This is a genomic window from Paraperibacillus esterisolvens (assembly GCF_046237625.1).
GTDB classification, from domain to species: domain Bacteria; phylum Bacillota; class Bacilli; order Bacillales; family DSM-1321; genus Paraperibacillus; species Paraperibacillus esterisolvens.
On record NZ_CP143545.1, the window covers coordinates 4,104,680 to 4,118,365 of the forward strand.

At 47.8% G+C, this 13,686-nt stretch carries 16 protein-coding genes; 7 read left to right on the forward strand and 9 right to left on the reverse strand.

What is annotated here, in order from left to right:
* Positions 1 to 120 precede the first annotated feature (120 nt).
* Both V1501_RS20625 and pta read right to left on the reverse strand, forming a co-directional pair.
* On the reverse strand, positions 121 to 966 hold the full coding sequence (locus V1501_RS20625) for a biotin/lipoate A/B protein ligase family protein (protein ID WP_409290737.1): 846 nt from the start codon (positions 964 to 966) through the stop codon (positions 121 to 123).
* A 98-nt stretch (positions 967 to 1,064) separates the two neighbouring features.
* On the reverse strand, positions 1,065 to 2,042 hold the full coding sequence (gene pta, locus V1501_RS20630; RefSeq protein ID WP_409290738.1) for a phosphate acetyltransferase: 978 nt from the start codon (positions 2,040 to 2,042) through the stop codon (positions 1,065 to 1,067).
* A gap of 320 nt (positions 2,043 to 2,362) precedes the next feature.
* On the opposite strand from pta, the gene hemQ reads away from it, so the two are divergent.
* Both hemQ and gerQ read left to right on the forward strand, forming a co-directional pair.
* Positions 2,363 to 3,109 carry a hydrogen peroxide-dependent heme synthase gene (gene hemQ, locus V1501_RS20635; RefSeq protein WP_409290739.1) on the forward strand — a complete coding sequence of 249 codons (747 nt, stop codon included), beginning with the start codon at positions 2,363 to 2,365 and terminating at the stop codon, positions 3,107 to 3,109.
* A 753-nt stretch (positions 3,110 to 3,862) separates the two neighbouring features.
* Positions 3,863 to 4,366: a spore coat protein GerQ gene (gene gerQ, locus V1501_RS20640; RefSeq protein ID WP_409290740.1), complete on the forward strand. Its 504-nt coding sequence runs from the start codon at positions 3,863 to 3,865 to the stop codon at positions 4,364 to 4,366.
* 40 nt (positions 4,367 to 4,406) lie between these two features.
* Here the strand turns inward: gerQ and V1501_RS20645 are convergent, their stop codons facing one another.
* The 4 genes from V1501_RS20645 to V1501_RS20660 all read right to left on the reverse strand — a co-directional run bounded on the left by V1501_RS20645 (position 4,407) and on the right by V1501_RS20660 (position 7,108).
* A complete protein-coding gene (locus tag V1501_RS20645; protein ID WP_409290741.1) occupies positions 4,407 to 4,778 on the reverse strand; it encodes a DUF423 domain-containing protein in 372 nt (123 codons plus the stop codon).
* Between the two features lie 16 nt (positions 4,779 to 4,794).
* Positions 4,795 to 5,082, reverse strand: coding sequence for a YwdI family protein (locus V1501_RS20650; RefSeq protein ID WP_409290742.1), 288 nt, complete (start codon positions 5,080 to 5,082; stop codon positions 4,795 to 4,797).
* Positions 5,083 to 5,146: 64 nt separating this feature from the next.
* Complete coding sequence (locus V1501_RS20655; RefSeq protein WP_409290743.1) at positions 5,147 to 6,151, reverse strand: potassium channel family protein; 1,005 nt, start codon at positions 6,149 to 6,151, stop codon at positions 5,147 to 5,149.
* A gap of 285 nt (positions 6,152 to 6,436) precedes the next feature.
* Entirely contained in the window at positions 6,437 to 7,108 is a 672-nt protein-coding gene (locus V1501_RS20660) for a uracil-DNA glycosylase (protein WP_409290744.1), read from the reverse strand.
* A 348-nt stretch (positions 7,109 to 7,456) separates the two neighbouring features.
* Here V1501_RS20660 and V1501_RS20665 point away from each other — a divergent pair, with 348 nt between their 5' ends.
* Positions 7,457 to 7,774, forward strand: coding sequence for a general stress protein (locus V1501_RS20665; RefSeq protein ID WP_409290745.1), 318 nt, complete (start codon positions 7,457 to 7,459; stop codon positions 7,772 to 7,774).
* A 145-nt stretch (positions 7,775 to 7,919) separates the two neighbouring features.
* Entirely contained in the window at positions 7,920 to 9,149 is a 1,230-nt protein-coding gene (locus tag V1501_RS20670; RefSeq protein ID WP_409290746.1) for an aminopeptidase, read from the forward strand.
* Between the two features lie 213 nt (positions 9,150 to 9,362).
* Here V1501_RS20670 and V1501_RS20675 read toward each other — a convergent pair whose 3' ends face one another.
* The 3 genes from V1501_RS20675 to V1501_RS20685 are packed head-to-tail and all read right to left on the reverse strand — an operon-like array spanning position 9,363 to position 11,103.
* Positions 9,363 to 10,382: a ThiF family adenylyltransferase gene (locus V1501_RS20675; protein WP_409290747.1), complete on the reverse strand. Its 1,020-nt coding sequence runs from the start codon at positions 10,380 to 10,382 to the stop codon at positions 9,363 to 9,365.
* A 33-nt stretch (positions 10,383 to 10,415) separates the two neighbouring features.
* Positions 10,416 to 10,646 (reverse strand): molybdopterin converting factor subunit 1, encoded by a 231-nt coding sequence (gene moaD, locus V1501_RS20680; protein WP_409290748.1) that lies wholly within the window; start codon positions 10,644 to 10,646, stop codon positions 10,416 to 10,418.
* Entirely contained in the window at positions 10,639 to 11,103 is a 465-nt protein-coding gene (locus V1501_RS20685) for a molybdenum cofactor biosynthesis protein MoaE (RefSeq protein ID WP_409290749.1), read from the reverse strand. The genes moaD and V1501_RS20685 overlap by 8 nt, the downstream gene beginning before the upstream one ends.
* Before the next feature lie 312 nt (positions 11,104 to 11,415).
* Between V1501_RS20685 and pdxK the strand changes: the two genes are divergently transcribed.
* From pdxK to bshB2, 3 genes are all read left to right on the forward strand, one after another.
* Entirely contained in the window at positions 11,416 to 12,255 is an 840-nt protein-coding gene (gene pdxK, locus V1501_RS20690; RefSeq protein ID WP_409290750.1) for a pyridoxine/pyridoxal/pyridoxamine kinase, read from the forward strand.
* 342 nt (positions 12,256 to 12,597) lie between these two features.
* On the forward strand, positions 12,598 to 12,945 hold the full coding sequence (locus tag V1501_RS20695) for a YojF family protein (RefSeq protein ID WP_409290751.1): 348 nt from the start codon (positions 12,598 to 12,600) through the stop codon (positions 12,943 to 12,945).
* Positions 12,946 to 12,960: 15 nt separating this feature from the next.
* The gene (gene bshB2 / locus V1501_RS20700; RefSeq protein ID WP_409290752.1) at positions 12,961 to 13,647 is read left to right on the forward strand and encodes a bacillithiol biosynthesis deacetylase BshB2; all 687 of its coding nucleotides are present in this window, start codon (positions 12,961 to 12,963) and stop codon (positions 13,645 to 13,647) included.
* Positions 13,648 to 13,686: the final 39 nt, after the last annotated feature.

Here is a 13,686-nt window from a genome sequence, read left to right on the forward strand (position 1 = left end):
CGGGGTCTCGCCTGTCCCGCAATGAAAAGCGGAGAACGGCGCCTGCTAAATTTAATAGCATTAAATGTATTAGAAAACAGCCGCCTGCATGGATATCCCTTGCCGGCGGCTGTTTTTTGTTTATAATTGAATCCCGAACTTTTCATTCCGCTCGACCATCCTGGCGAGATGGCTTTCATACAGCTCCATCTCCACCGGCCCGAGGCCTTCGGCATAGATATGGCCGCTGTGTGCCTTTAAGGCTCGCAGAAAGCGGAGCATAACATCCTGGACGGTAAGTTCGATATGCAGCAGTTCGGAAAGGGAAGCCATTACCTCCGGCTGTATGTCCGGAACGTCGAATTTCGTTTCGCGGCCGCCCTTCCCTATTCTATAGAATTCTTTGATCAGACCGGCACGCCCGCTCCCCGAACCGTTCACACAAAGATAAATCTGCACAGCGACTCCATTTCGGATCCTCCTCTGGGAAATGCCGGCAAACTTTTTTCCGCCGATGCTTAGATCATAGCTTCCAGGACAGTAGGAACCCGAGATTTCCCGTGCTTCTATGCCTCCTGCCGCTTCTAAGAACATTTCCCGGACAAGCTCGACCATCGTGTCATAGCCGCGGTTTATATCAATCTTTTTCCGATCTGTTTCAGGGAATACCAGGGACAAATTCAGGACTCCCTCATCGAGGACTACGGCAAGCCCCCCGGAATTCCGGACAATATAATTATACCCCTGCTCATCCAGATATCTGAGGCTTTCCGCAAAATGGGGCAGCCTTGTGTCCTGGATTCCGAGAACAATGGTAGAATGATGCACCCAGGAACGTGCAGCAGCCGGGGAGGCTCCGGATCCTGTGCTCTGGCAAAGCGTATCATCCATTGCAAAGGATTGTACTGCTTCGAAATGGGGACCGAGAGAGGATTGGTCAATGATCCTCCAGCTGTCCTGATTTAAAAGGGAAATTTCCAACGACACCTTGCAAAACTCCTTACGAATAGTATAGCCCCATTATAGCATATGGGTTCGGCGTCAAAAAAAGGCTGCTCCCAAGGAACAGCCTTTACCTTATGAACTCAGCGATGAAGTGTCTGAGCTGCTGTTATGATTGCCAGTTTGTAGACATCTTCCTCGCTGCAGCCGCGGGAAAGGTCATTCACCGGACGGTTAAGTCCTTGAAGGATAGGACCGACAGCCTCAAATCCGCCTAGGCGCTGAGCAATCTTGTAGCCAATGTTTCCAGCCTCAAGGCTCGGGAATACAAATACGTTTGCATTGCCCTGGATCGGGGAGTCCGGTGCTTTTTTAGCCGCTACAGATGGGACGAAGGCCGCGTCGAATTGGAATTCACCGTCAATGTAAAGAAGTGGATCGATCAGCTTTGCAGCTGAAACCGCATCTGAGACTTTCTGTGTTTCAGGAGACACGGCAGAACCCTTTGTCGAGAAGCTCAGCATGGCAACACGCGGCTCGATATCGAACATAGCGGCAGTGCGTGCACTTTCGACTGCGATCTCCGCAAGATCCTGGCTGTCCGGGGCAATATTGATAGCACAGTCTGCAAACACATACTTTTCATCTTCCCTCACCATAATGAACACACCGGAAGTCTTCTTCACGCCTTCCTTTGTCTTGATGATCTGGAGGGCTGGACGCACTGTATCAGCAGTCGAATGAGCCGCACCGCTTACCAGTCCGTCTGCTTTATTGGTATGCACAAGCATTGTGCCAAAATAGTTCTCATCAAGCAGCATTGTCCTTGCCTGCTCTTCTGTTGCCTTCCCTTTTCTCCGTTCAACAAAGGATGCAACCAATTCATCCATCATGATGAAGTTGGCCGGATCATAGATTTCTGCCCGCTCTACTGAAACGCCCAGTTCCTTTGCTTTATTCTGTATCTTTTCAATGCTCCCGATCAGGATGGGAGTAAGGACGCCGTCCTCGGCAAGTCTTCCAGCCGCAGCCAGTACCCGCTCATCCAAACCTTCTGGAAATACAATTTTAATATTGTGGCCGCTGATTCTTTCTTTTAATCCTGTAAATAAGTCGCTCATGCTTTCATTCCCTCTTTTCGGATTGATTCTTGTTTAGGATACTCCTATCTATAAAAAATATCTAATCAACTAAATGGAAAAACCGCTTACACAATAAATGTTTTTATTTTCAGATTTCTCATGGTTTATACTCTATCTTGATTACCTATTTTCAGGCTGATAAACCTTGTCTCCTTTGCACAATACTAGGAATGGGAAATTTTTGTTACATAATTGTGTCTTTTAAAGCTCTGCCCTCCTGCCTTACAGCGGTCCAATATGAAAAATGTATCCGCTCTATGCTATAGTAGGACATATAGAAATGTAAATTGGAGTGATAAATGATGAGTGAAGCAGCAGAAACGCTGGATGGCTGGTATTGTTTACACGATTTCCGTTCAATAGATTGGACAACCTGGAAAATGCTCCCTGAAGACGAGCGCGCTGAAGCGACAGCGGAGTTCCTCGGGTTAGTGGAAAAGTGGAATAAGACAGCCGAGCAAAAAGAAGGAAGTCATGCTCTTTATACAATTGTCGGCCAGAAGGCTGATTTTATGATGATGCTGCTCCGTCCGACGATGGAAGAGCTGAATGCAATCGAAACTGAATTCAATAAGTCCAAGCTTGCTGAATTCCTCGTGCCGGCTCATTCCTATGTATCGGTTGTTGAGCTTAGTAATTATCTGGCTTCCGGCGAGAATCCTTATGAGAACCCTCATGTGCGTGCACGCCTCTACCCTGAACTGCCAAAAGCAAAATATGTCTGCTTTTATCCAATGGACAAGCGCCGCCAGGGGAATGACAACTGGTACATGCTTTCCATGGAAGACCGGCGTGCACTCATGCGCTCGCACGGCATGATCGGCCGCGGCTATGCAGGCAAAGTCAAGCAGATCATCACCGGATCCGTAGGCTTTGATGATTATGAGTGGGGAGTTACCCTCTTCTCTGAAGATGTGCTTCAATTCAAAAAGCTTGTTTATGAAATGCGTTTTGATGAAGTGAGCGCACGCTATGGCGAGTTCGGTTCCTTCTTCGTCGGTAATCTGCTTACAGAAGGAAGCTTCCCGGAGTTTTTGCGCGTTTAATGAAATAACCCGAGACTGAAGACAACCCGATTAAGATCGGGCTTGCCTTCAGTCTTTTTCTGTTTAATAAGAAGGTTGATTTCCGCTGCAGGCACCCGCGGACCTTAGGGGCGGGCGGTGAGCCTTCTCGGCTTTGCCTGCGGGGTCTCACCTGTCCCGCTGCTCCCGCAAAGAAAAGCGGAGAACGGTGCCTGCTAAATAAAATGTTTACAAAAGCACAATGTTCACATTTGAAGTTGTGAAATTGAGGCAGTTGGCAGGCAAAAACTCGACAAGCATAAGGCGGGCTGGCCGTGGGAAGCGGTCTTCTTCCCATGGACTGCTTGATTTATGACTCGAGGGTTTCAGTTCGCAGCTGGATCAGAAGTCCCGCGCCTTCCGCTCCAATCAACCCTGTTAAACAATTTAAAGGATCTCCCTTAAAAGGTGAATCAATAACAGAATTCCTCAGCCTATCTTAAGCCTTTTAAAAAACCTCTTCGACTTTGACTAAATGGAAAGGCAGTATTCCAAACAGCAGGGGCGCTCAGGATACACCTGTCTTTTCAGACTTCGCCTGCTGCTTTTATAGCAAAGAACAGACAGTCACATGGGCTCCTGCACAGCACATGTTTTTCCACTCCGAGTCATAAACCCGGCCCCTGGGCCATACAAATAAATAGCGAGGACTAAGCATGTTCATCCGTCTATCAGTCCGGTATAAAAGGGTTGGATAGTTGAAAGCTTAACACCGCATTATTTGGAGGGATTCTTATGATAAGACAGAACCAAAACCAGTATTACTCCCCCCCGTACAATCCATATAGCCAGCAGCAGGGGGGCGCTCCTTTTCAGCAGCAGCAAATGCCTGGGGGGCAGCAGCCGATGGTTACGTATCAGCCGCCAGGGATGGGCGGCGGCGGGCCGGGGGGCGCACCAGGCACATACAGCGGGGGCCAGGGCGCGATTCCCAGCGCGGGCGGAGGACTGCCTGTAGAGCAGTCTTATGTTGAAAACATTTTAAGGCTGAATCTTGGGAAGCTGGCAACTGTCTATGCTACTTTTGAGAATAACCGGGAATGGAATGCCAAGGTGTTTAAGGGAATCATAGAGGCGGCCGGCAGGGATCATTTGATTCTGAGCGATCCTCAGACCGGGATGCGCTACCTGATTTTAATGGTGTATGTGGACTATGTGACCTTTGATGAAGAAATTGAGTACTCCTATCCATTTGGCAGCGGACAGGGAGCCGGATTATCCACAGTTCCTCCACGCTAAGACACTTAAAAACCACCGGAGCCTTCCGGTGGTTTTCCTGTTACAGATATTTATAGACTCCGATGATGATCAGCAGCCAGGCAGCGAGAAAAGCCAGCCCGCCAAGCGGCGTAATCGCACCAAGCACTTTTATGCCGGTAACACTCAGTACATACAAACTGCCTGAAAAGAGAAGGATCCCGAGTATCATCAGCCAGCCTGACCAGTTCAGGAGGCTGCCTGCCTTCAGCTGTCCGGCAAGCAGCCCGACAATCAATAGGCCGGCCGCATGGAACATATGATAGTGGACGCCTGTCTTCCAGGTTTCCAGGTATTTAGCGGAAATCCTTCCCTCCAGCCCATGTGCTCCAAAGGCACCCAATGCCACCGCAAGGAATGCATTGATAGCACCTGCGATTAAAAAAACCTTCATTCAAACTTCCCCCTGTTTAAAAATCAAATAATGATCCGCCATTCGCACCCTCAATTTTGGCCGGCGGCGCCTGAGGCATCGCTGCCTGGGCAGACATGCCGGATGGGCTTTGTGAAGCTTTCACAATCTGAGATGCGGCAGCAGGCGGCACAGCAGGCCTTTCCCCATGCCCTTCCATTATCACTTCACATAAAGCGTGTATGGCCGTCACATATTTTTCTGCAGCTTCCTCTGTTGGCGAAGATTTAGCCTTCTGCAGCAGCTCTTCTATCTTATCCAGAATCCTGTGTGACCCGATTTCCACACTTTTCACCTCTACCTGCTTTTCAAAGCTGTTTTATCGATCCGATATACCGGACCCTTTCATTCTAACTTTTTTGGACAGCTTCTTCAAATTGCTTTAGCTGATCATCCGAACCAAAGATGACGATGGTGTTACCGCGCTTAAGCTGGACTTCCGGCTCAGGATTGCTGTTCACCTCTTCACCTTCAAGAACTGCAAGTACCATAACCCCGTATGTACTATGGATCTCAAGCTCCCCGATTGTCTTGTTTGCGAAGGGCGAACCTTCCGGGATGCTGATCTCCTCTATCCCATAATTTCTTTTGCCTGCATGCAGCATGGAATTGACATAATCCACACTAACCGGTTTCAGGATGGAAAATACCATCTGTCTTCCGCCTATAGATGAAGGATTGATGACTCTGCTTGCCCCTGCACGGATCAGCTTATCTTCGGCCTGTTTCTTTTCGGCACGTGCAATCACTTTGATGTTTTCATTACATCCCTTTGCAGTGAGGGTAACAAACACATTATCAGAGTCGGTCGGCAGTGTTGTTACAAGACTTGATGCCCGCTCAATGCCGGCCTTTTTTAAAATGGCATCATCCGTAGCATCGCCCAGTATATAGTGGATATAACTTGGGAGATTCGACGGAATTTCCTGTTCCTCCTGATCAATTACTACTGTCGGTGTTTTTGTGAGGAGCAGCTGCTCGAGCACCTGTTCACCCACCCGCCCATGGCCGCAAAGGATAACATGATCCTTTAGCTTTGAAATCATCTTTGTCATCCTCCTTTCTGCAAATGTCTTCGTAAGATCTCCTTCAATCATGACGGTGGCTATTGCACCGGTCGCATATGACACCACGCCGATTCCCAGAGGGATGATCAGCAGGGCAAAGAGCTTTCCATAATACGTTTCAGGGACTGCATCGCCATAGCCGACAGTCAGGACGGTGATAATAGTCAGCCAGAAAGCATCGAATGCTTTAATATGCTCTGTAAAAAAGAAACCTACTGTCCCGAAAAGAATGATGATGAGCATGGCATAAATCGCATTATAAACATGCTTAAAGCGGGAATAAGGCATAAGATTATGGCGCTCCTTTATAGTTTAAAAGGCGGATGCCTTTCGAATGTCACTAGCTTCATTGTTTCATGTGGAACATAGATTGAGCGGTTGATTATAAGTGGAGGCGCTCACTTTCCCCGGGGCGGGCGGTAAGCCTCCCCGGCTAACGCCTGTAGGGGTATCACCAGCCCCGCTGCTTTTCGCAGGAGTCTCGCACCCTGCGTGCCATTCAACCTGGCTTAACGATAAAATTTCTTCACACAACTTGCTTAAGTACAAAAGGGTTTAAGAAAAGAACAAAATTTAAAGACACCATTCTATTTTCTGCTGTCCTGATTTTTTGAGGGCCTCGTTCGTCTTCGTGAAGGGCCTGCTTCCGAAAAATCCTTTGTTCGCAGAAAAAGGGCTCGGATGAGGGGAGGTTATAACATGATGCTTATCGGTATCAATGAGTTCCAGCTTACTTTGCGCAGGTTTGCCCCAAAGTATGAAGACTACACCCGTTTCTTTTGAATTCAGCAGCCTGATCACTTCATTTGTGAAGTGCTCCCAGCCTCTCCCTTTGTGGGAATTCGCATTCCCCTTGCGTACTGTAAGTACGGTATTCAGCATAAGGACACCTTCTTCGGCCCATTTGATCAGTGATCCATCCCTTGGAAGATCACAGCCGCAATCCTGATGCAGTTCCTTGAATATATTCTTTAAAGACGGAGGCAGGGTGATTCCCGGCTTTACTGAAAAACTCAGGCCTTGTGCCTGGTTCGGTCCGTGATAGGGATCCTGTCCAAGGATGACCGCCTTAACATTCTGAAACGGGGTATAGCGGAGTGCGTTGAAAATGTCTCCTTTAGCCGGATATATCGTTTGTTCCGCATATTCTTTCTGAAGAAATTCCTCAAGCTCTGCAAAATAAGGCTTCTGAAATTCCCCCTGCAGCAACTCTCCCCAATCATTATCTATGGTCTGTCCAAGCATCTTCCTCTCTCCTTTCATTCTACTAAGAAGTTTTCACCAGCACTTTCGTCTCCTGAACAAGAAGGCTGATTGCAGCGAGAGGCGCTCAAATCACCCTTACTTTACAATGAGAATTTTACCCCAGCACTCGAAATCCAGCAGCATTTAAACGGCAGATTCTCAGCTTTCATTCCATTTCTTAACTGTTGGAGTTACAACAGCGCTGGCTAAGTTTCCCATTCCCTTTATCGAAATAATGATAAACATCTGTCCCGGAACCTGAGAATTGAATTATTAGGTTGGTTTAAAATTTCCCTGCCCGGATATATAAACAGTAGACACAGTCAACTATTGTAAGGAGGAATTTGTATGTATCAAGTACATGTTATCGAAAACGGCGTTCAGGCGAAAGAAAAGATTGAAAGCTTATCAGGAACCGGGTTTAACGAGGAAAATATTTATCTCTTTGCTCATGATAAGGAGCGTTCCGAGCATCTTACTGAAAATACGAATACCGCTGATGTGGGCGGAGGACTTTTCGGTTCCATCAAAAACGTATTCAGCTCCCGGGGTGATGAGCTCCGAAACAAGATGCAGACTCTTGGCCTGACCGAGGCTGAAGCTGATCAATACGAAAAGGAGCTTGATAGGGGCAAGGTTGTCCTGATCGCTTCTGACGAAAAATAAGCATGGTCAATCAAGGGGCTGGCACCTAAATGGGGCCGGCCCCATTTTTGATGTTGTAAAGTCAGACAAGAATGAATAGTGATAATTGTTTTTATAATATGTTAAGATATTTAGACACTAGAAACAAAATGAGGGGGACAAAAAGATGGCAGAAAAAGCCTTGATGGAAAAATATGCTGACGTAGCACTTAAGATTGGCGTGAATCTTTATGAGGGACAGCCGCTTGTGATCCAGTCACCTGTTGAAGCAGCTGAATTCACCCGCGTTCTTGTAAAAAGGGCCTATGCTGCTGGGGCGGGAAATGTGTTTGTGGACTGGAATGATGATGCAGTAAAAAGAATTAAATTCGAAGATGCACCAGAAGAAGCTCTAACCTACGTACCGGAGCACAGCGTCAAGCTTACTGAAGAGTATCAGAGTATCGGTGCTGCATTTTTACAGATTTATTCACCAAATCCGGACGCGTTTACAGGCCTTGACCCTGAAAGAATCGCTATTTCCAATAAGGCGAATGCGGCTGCCACTGAGGGTGTGAAGGCTGTGATGATGAAGGGCGGAATCAGCTGGAATATTATTTCCACACCTACTCCTGAATGGGCACAGAAAATATTCCCGGATGCGTCTCTTGAGGAAGCAGTGGAAAAGCTGTGGGATTCTATTTTCTCCGCAACCCGCATCACGGAGAAGGATCCGGTGGAAGCCTGGAGACTGCACGGTGAAAACTTAAACAGCAAGGTACAGTACTTAAATGATAAGAAGTATAAAGCGCTTCGCTATAAGGCCCCCGGGACAAACCTCACCATCGAGCTTCCTGAAGGGCATCTGTGGGTCGGCGGTGCGGTAAAGAACACAAAGGGGCGTGAATACACTCCTAATATCCCGACCGAAGAGGTATTCACCATGCCTAAAAAAGGCGGCACAAATGGGAAAGTAACCAGCACAAAGCCGCTGAATTACAATGGAGTGATGATTGAGAACTTCTCCCTGACATTCAAGGATGGCAAAGCGGTCGAATTCAGTGCTGAAACTGGGAGGGACACGCTGAAGAAGATGCTTGAGATTGATGAAGGCGCCGCCTTCCTCGGTGAAGTGGCACTTGTTCCGCATGATTCTCCCATTTCGAACACAGATTTAATTTTCTATAATACATTATTCGATGAAAATGCTTCCTGCCATTTGGCAGTGGGCAGTGCGTATCCACTGACGCTAGAAGGCGGAACTTCCATGAGCCGTGAAGAGCTTGCTGAGGCAGGGGCCAATTACAGCCTCTCGCATGTAGACTTCATGATTGGTTCAAAAGATCTGGATATAGATGGAGAAACAGAAGATGGCACATTAGAGCCGCTTTTCCGCAGCGGCAACTGGGCATTCTGATTCTATAAACAAACATGAGTTTTATACTTGCAGCCTCTGCATGGAAAATAAGACAAGAGCAGATCAAACACAATAAGGCGGTGGAGCGGAGCTGGATGCATGGCAGGAATGCCAGAAATATTCACAGCTTGCTGCAAGAAGCTTCATGATCAGCTCCGCCCCTTTCCACAGAAAAAGGACAGAAATCCAATATCGGATTCTGTCCTTTTTGATTTATCCCATCAGCCGCTGATAGACCGACCGTGCATGGGCCATATCCTTTGTACCATGAATCAGGGCTCTGCCATCTTTAAAAACGATAACCCGCTCTGAACCGTTTTGGGCCGAGATCAGGTAAGGATTTGATTTTGCTTCATAACCCATGGCGGAAAAATGCTTAACAAGTCTGTCCATATCCACAGTGACCACACCCGGAGGCCTCACCTGGACCGTTTCCCTGCCGCATAATACAGCGGTCCTTGTAGAGTTCTCTTTTTTCAGGAAAGGATATTCAGCCTGTGTTCCGCAGGTAAGGCAGTCCTCCCGCTTCACCCTCCCTGTCTTGATGCTGTGGAACTCGCCTGACCAAACATCAAAGCTCATGAACGTCTTCCTGACTGCATCCCAATTCTCCGTCAGAATCTTCATCGCCTCTGCTATCTGAAGCGAAACCGTCATACTGACAGCAGGCGCGATGACTCCTGCCGTCTCACACGTCATTCCGGCAAGCGGCATGGAACGCAGAAGGCAATTTAGGCAGGGCGTTTTGCCTGGTATGAATGCATAGCTCATGCCAAAGCTGCCGGCACATGCCCCGAAGATCCAGGGAATCTTATATTTATGGGCAAGATCGTTGAGGACGAACCGGGTTTCAAAGTTATCTGTCGCATCCAAAATGAGATCTACCCCGGGAAGCAGCGGCACAAGGCTCTCCGGTTCAGCGTCCATGATATGAGCTTCAATGATTGTGCCCGAATTAATCTCCGCCAGATGCCTTTTGGCCGCAGCGGCCTTTGGCATTTTCTTCAATACGTCTTCCTCTGTATAAAGCTGCTGCCGCTGGAGATTGCTTTCCTCCAGATAATCGCGGTCTATGATTGTTAATCTGCCGACCCCCGCCCTAGCCAGCATCTCGGCTCCGGCAGATCCCAGTGCACCGGCACCGACAATCAGCACATGCTTGCTGCCAAGTCTAGCCTGTCCTTCTTCCCCTATACCGGAAAAAAGAACCTGCCTGGAATATCTATCCTGCATCCCTGCACCTCCTTTCTTAACCCGCATCCGAGATCAGCCGCCGCTGACTGGAGGGATGAACGCGACCGTATCACCCGCCTCAAGGATTGTATCATCATCCGCAAACTCTTCATTCACAGCCGCCATGACAGAGCCGAGCTGCAGGCTGAACTGTTCTTCCACTGCCTTTTTCAAGTCTCCGAGACTTCTGCCGTTCATGTCGACGGAAATGGACCCGGTTTCTGCCGTTTCCTTCAGCCCTGCAAAGAATAGTACTTTAATCATCTAGATCCCCCTTCCCTGGTTCTCCATCTTTATATGGCACAGTTTCCTTCTGATTGCCAATCCATTCATCTCCGTCTTCCCATGTTTCCTTTTTCCAGATCGGGACAATTTCTTTGATCCGTTCTATGGCGTGCCTGTTTGCCGCATACGACTCATCCCGGTGCGGGGAAGAGACAGCGATAACTACAGCTGCATCCATGATGTCAAGCCGGCCGATGCGATGGGTGATCGCCGTCTGTGCCCCTGGCCACTTTTGCTTAATTTCATCACCTATCTCTGCAAGCTTCTTGACTGCCATTTTTTCATAAGCCTCATAATAAAGGGACAACGTTTTCCGTCCATGTGTAAGTTCCCTGACAGTCCCCACAAAAACATTCAGAGCCCCGGCATTCCTGGATTTCACTTTATCCATAACTTCCTGTACATTTATTTCTTCTTTGGTTATCTCAAAATTCATGGCAGCTGTCCTTTTTATAATTTTTTTCAGCCCTTTTACTCTTGGCCGTTATAGCAGTTGAATATCTCCGGTTTCTTCATAGCTCCCGCCGTTTATTAACAGGATAATCCGAATTCTTAATTATCTCAAGATTAATGCCGCCTCACTCTTTAAGGAACTGCGGTCAGGATAGTCACAATTCTTGTTCAAATCCAGATTTTGAGATATTCTTAAGATAAGAAAAATAAACTACATTCCTATTATTTATCGCTAAATAGGGATAAATAAACATGGAATACACATTATATGAACCTTTTGGGAGGTCTTCTTTTTATGACAATGAAAAAAGCACTTACACTGGCCGGTTCAGACTCAAGCGGCGGCGCCGGAATCCAGGCAGACCTCAAGACCATGCAGGAACTTGGCGTTTACGGCATGACAGCACTGACCACAATCGTGACTATGGATCCCAAGAACCATTGGCATCATAATGTGTTCCCGATCGAGCTCAGCACAATAGAAGCTCAGTTGGAAACAATTCTGTCCACAGGGATTGATGCGATGAAGACAGGGATGCTCGGTTCAGTGGAAATCATTGAACTGGCTGCCCGGATCATAGATGAAAATAAGCTTCAAAATGTAGTCATCGACCCGGTTATGATCTGCAAGGGGGAGGATGAAGTCCTTCATCCGGAAACTGCCGAAGCACTCCGTGACATTTTGACGCAAAGGGCGCTTGTCGTGACACCTAATCTGTTTGAAGCTTCCCAGCTTGCAGGCACCCCTGCCATCAAGACGCTGGAAGACATGAAGCAGGCGGCAGTAAAAATCCATGAGCTTGGCGCCAAGAACGTTTTAATTAAAGGCGGAAGCAAACTGCAGCATGAAAAAGCCATTGACCTTCTTTATGATGGTACAGAATTTATCGTACTTGAGTCGGAAAGAATCGGCACAGCTTATACCCACGGAGCTGGATGCACTTACTCATCCGCTATCACAGCGGAACTGGCCAAGGGCAAAACCGTACGCGAAGCCGTTTATACGGCAAAGGCGTTCATTACAGATGCCATCCGCCATTCGTGGAAACTGAATGAGTATGTGGGTCCCACCATGCACGGAGCGTATCGAATTCACGGCGCAGGCCGCCTGGAAGCCGAACAGCTTTCCAAATAATAAACGCACATTTTCCTGGAGGGACCGGCATGCCGGTTCCTTTTTTTTTTCCAGGCCGGCATTTTTCTGTGGCGGCGGGGCTGCACCTTGCTCCGCTCCACCGCCTTAACACCTTTGTTCCTTCTTTGTCCAGCTTCTTTCCATGCTTGGGCGGGGAGTAGAAAACCCATTATTTTTCCCGCGCAAAAATTGACAAATTCATTTTTCGCTTTTATCCCATATTTTTAGTAAGATATAAAAATAAGAGCCCCAGGCTCCTTAACCAAAATAAAAACGGCGAAACAGGCTGAACATACGAAATACAGGTAATCTTTAGAGATTGTTGATTTAGGAGGAATTTTTATGGAGCCTATTTTAGAGGCTGAGGTGCAAAAGGCGATCGATTCCTATGCAAATGAAGATGTATATATCCATCTCGAAACCACGAATGGAGCCTATGCCACCCACTTTGATGAGTCATTCTTTTCAGCGGGCGCTTACATCCGTAATGCATTCGTGCAATATGAACGCGGCAGGATTGCCGGATCCGGGCCGTACCGGGCAGGGCTTAAGCTTGCTATAGGCTGGATTTACGCTGAAGGTTTGACCCATTTTGAGATAGACGATAAAGGAAGGCTGCTGATGGCAGGACTTGATCCTGCAGGCAAGCTTGCTGTAGCGCTTCAGATCAGCAGGACGCCATTTGAATGAAGGAGGGATATTACAGTGACATTTGTTAAAGAAAGCAGTGTATTGGTCGTTTTCCCCCATCCTGATGATGAGGCATTCGGAGTTTCCGGCACCATTGCATCGCATATCAATAATGGTACGCCGGTAACATATGCCTGCCTGACACTTGGCGAGATGGGAAGGAATCTTGGCAATCCGCCATTTGCCACCCGTGAAACCCTGCCTAAGATCAGGAAGCAGGAATTGATGGACGCCGCTGAGGCCATGGGCCTTAAAGATTTAAGAATGCTCGGATTCCGGGACAAGACGATTGAGTTTGAAGACCCGGAAAAGATGGCGGATGTTATCTCTTCTTTGATTGAGGAAGTTAAGCCATCTTTAATTATCACCTTCTATCCTGGATATAGTGTCCACCCAGACCACGAGGCAACAGGACGGGCTGTCGCAGCCGCTGTCGGCAGGATCAAGAAGAAAGAACGTCCAAAGCTCCATTGTGTCGCTTTTTCGAATAATTGCGTCGAGGAGCTTGGAGAGGCAGATATCCGATACAATGTGAAGGCTGTCCAAAAGCAAAAGGTCGCGGCAATTACAGCCCACCGTTCACAGACTCAATACATGGTCGCCGGCTGGGGCAATAAGCTCGAAACACAGGATGCCGAATTGCTTGCGTGGATTCAGAATGAAAGATTTTGGACCTATCAATGGCCGGAAGACAAAGCCTGAGTCTTCCTGAATTGAAGCTGAAGGATTGACAGTATTCAT

Coding starts and splice junctions, on each gene's coding strand:
- V1501_RS20685 (WP_409290749.1), bottom strand. CDS start 11,103: ATGAATTTTGAGATAACCAAAGAAGAAATAAATGTACAGGAAGTTATG.
- V1501_RS20655 (WP_409290743.1), bottom strand. CDS start 6,151: ATGCCTTATTCCCGCTTTAAGCATGTTTATAATGCGATTTATGCCATG.
- hemQ (WP_409290739.1), top strand. CDS start 2,363: ATGATGAGTGAAGCAGCAGAAACGCTGGATGGCTGGTATTGTTTACAC.
- V1501_RS20665 (WP_409290745.1), top strand. CDS start 7,457: ATGTATCAAGTACATGTTATCGAAAACGGCGTTCAGGCGAAAGAAAAG.
- gerQ (WP_409290740.1), top strand. CDS start 3,863: ATGATAAGACAGAACCAAAACCAGTATTACTCCCCCCCGTACAATCCA.
- V1501_RS20645 (WP_409290741.1), bottom strand. CDS start 4,778: ATGAAGGTTTTTTTAATCGCAGGTGCTATCAATGCATTCCTTGCGGTG.
- V1501_RS20660 (WP_409290744.1), bottom strand. CDS start 7,108: ATGCTTGGACAGACCATAGATAATGATTGGGGAGAGTTGCTGCAGGGG.
- moaD (WP_409290748.1), bottom strand. CDS start 10,646: ATGATTAAAGTACTATTCTTTGCAGGGCTGAAGGAAACGGCAGAAACC.
- V1501_RS20695 (WP_409290751.1), top strand. CDS start 12,598: ATGGAGCCTATTTTAGAGGCTGAGGTGCAAAAGGCGATCGATTCCTAT.
- pta (WP_409290738.1), bottom strand. CDS start 2,042: ATGAGCGACTTATTTACAGGATTAAAAGAAAGAATCAGCGGCCACAAT.
- pdxK (WP_409290750.1), top strand. CDS start 11,416: ATGACAATGAAAAAAGCACTTACACTGGCCGGTTCAGACTCAAGCGGC.
- V1501_RS20670 (WP_409290746.1), top strand. CDS start 7,920: ATGGCAGAAAAAGCCTTGATGGAAAAATATGCTGACGTAGCACTTAAG.
- V1501_RS20675 (WP_409290747.1), bottom strand. CDS start 10,382: ATGCAGGATAGATATTCCAGGCAGGTTCTTTTTTCCGGTATAGGGGAA.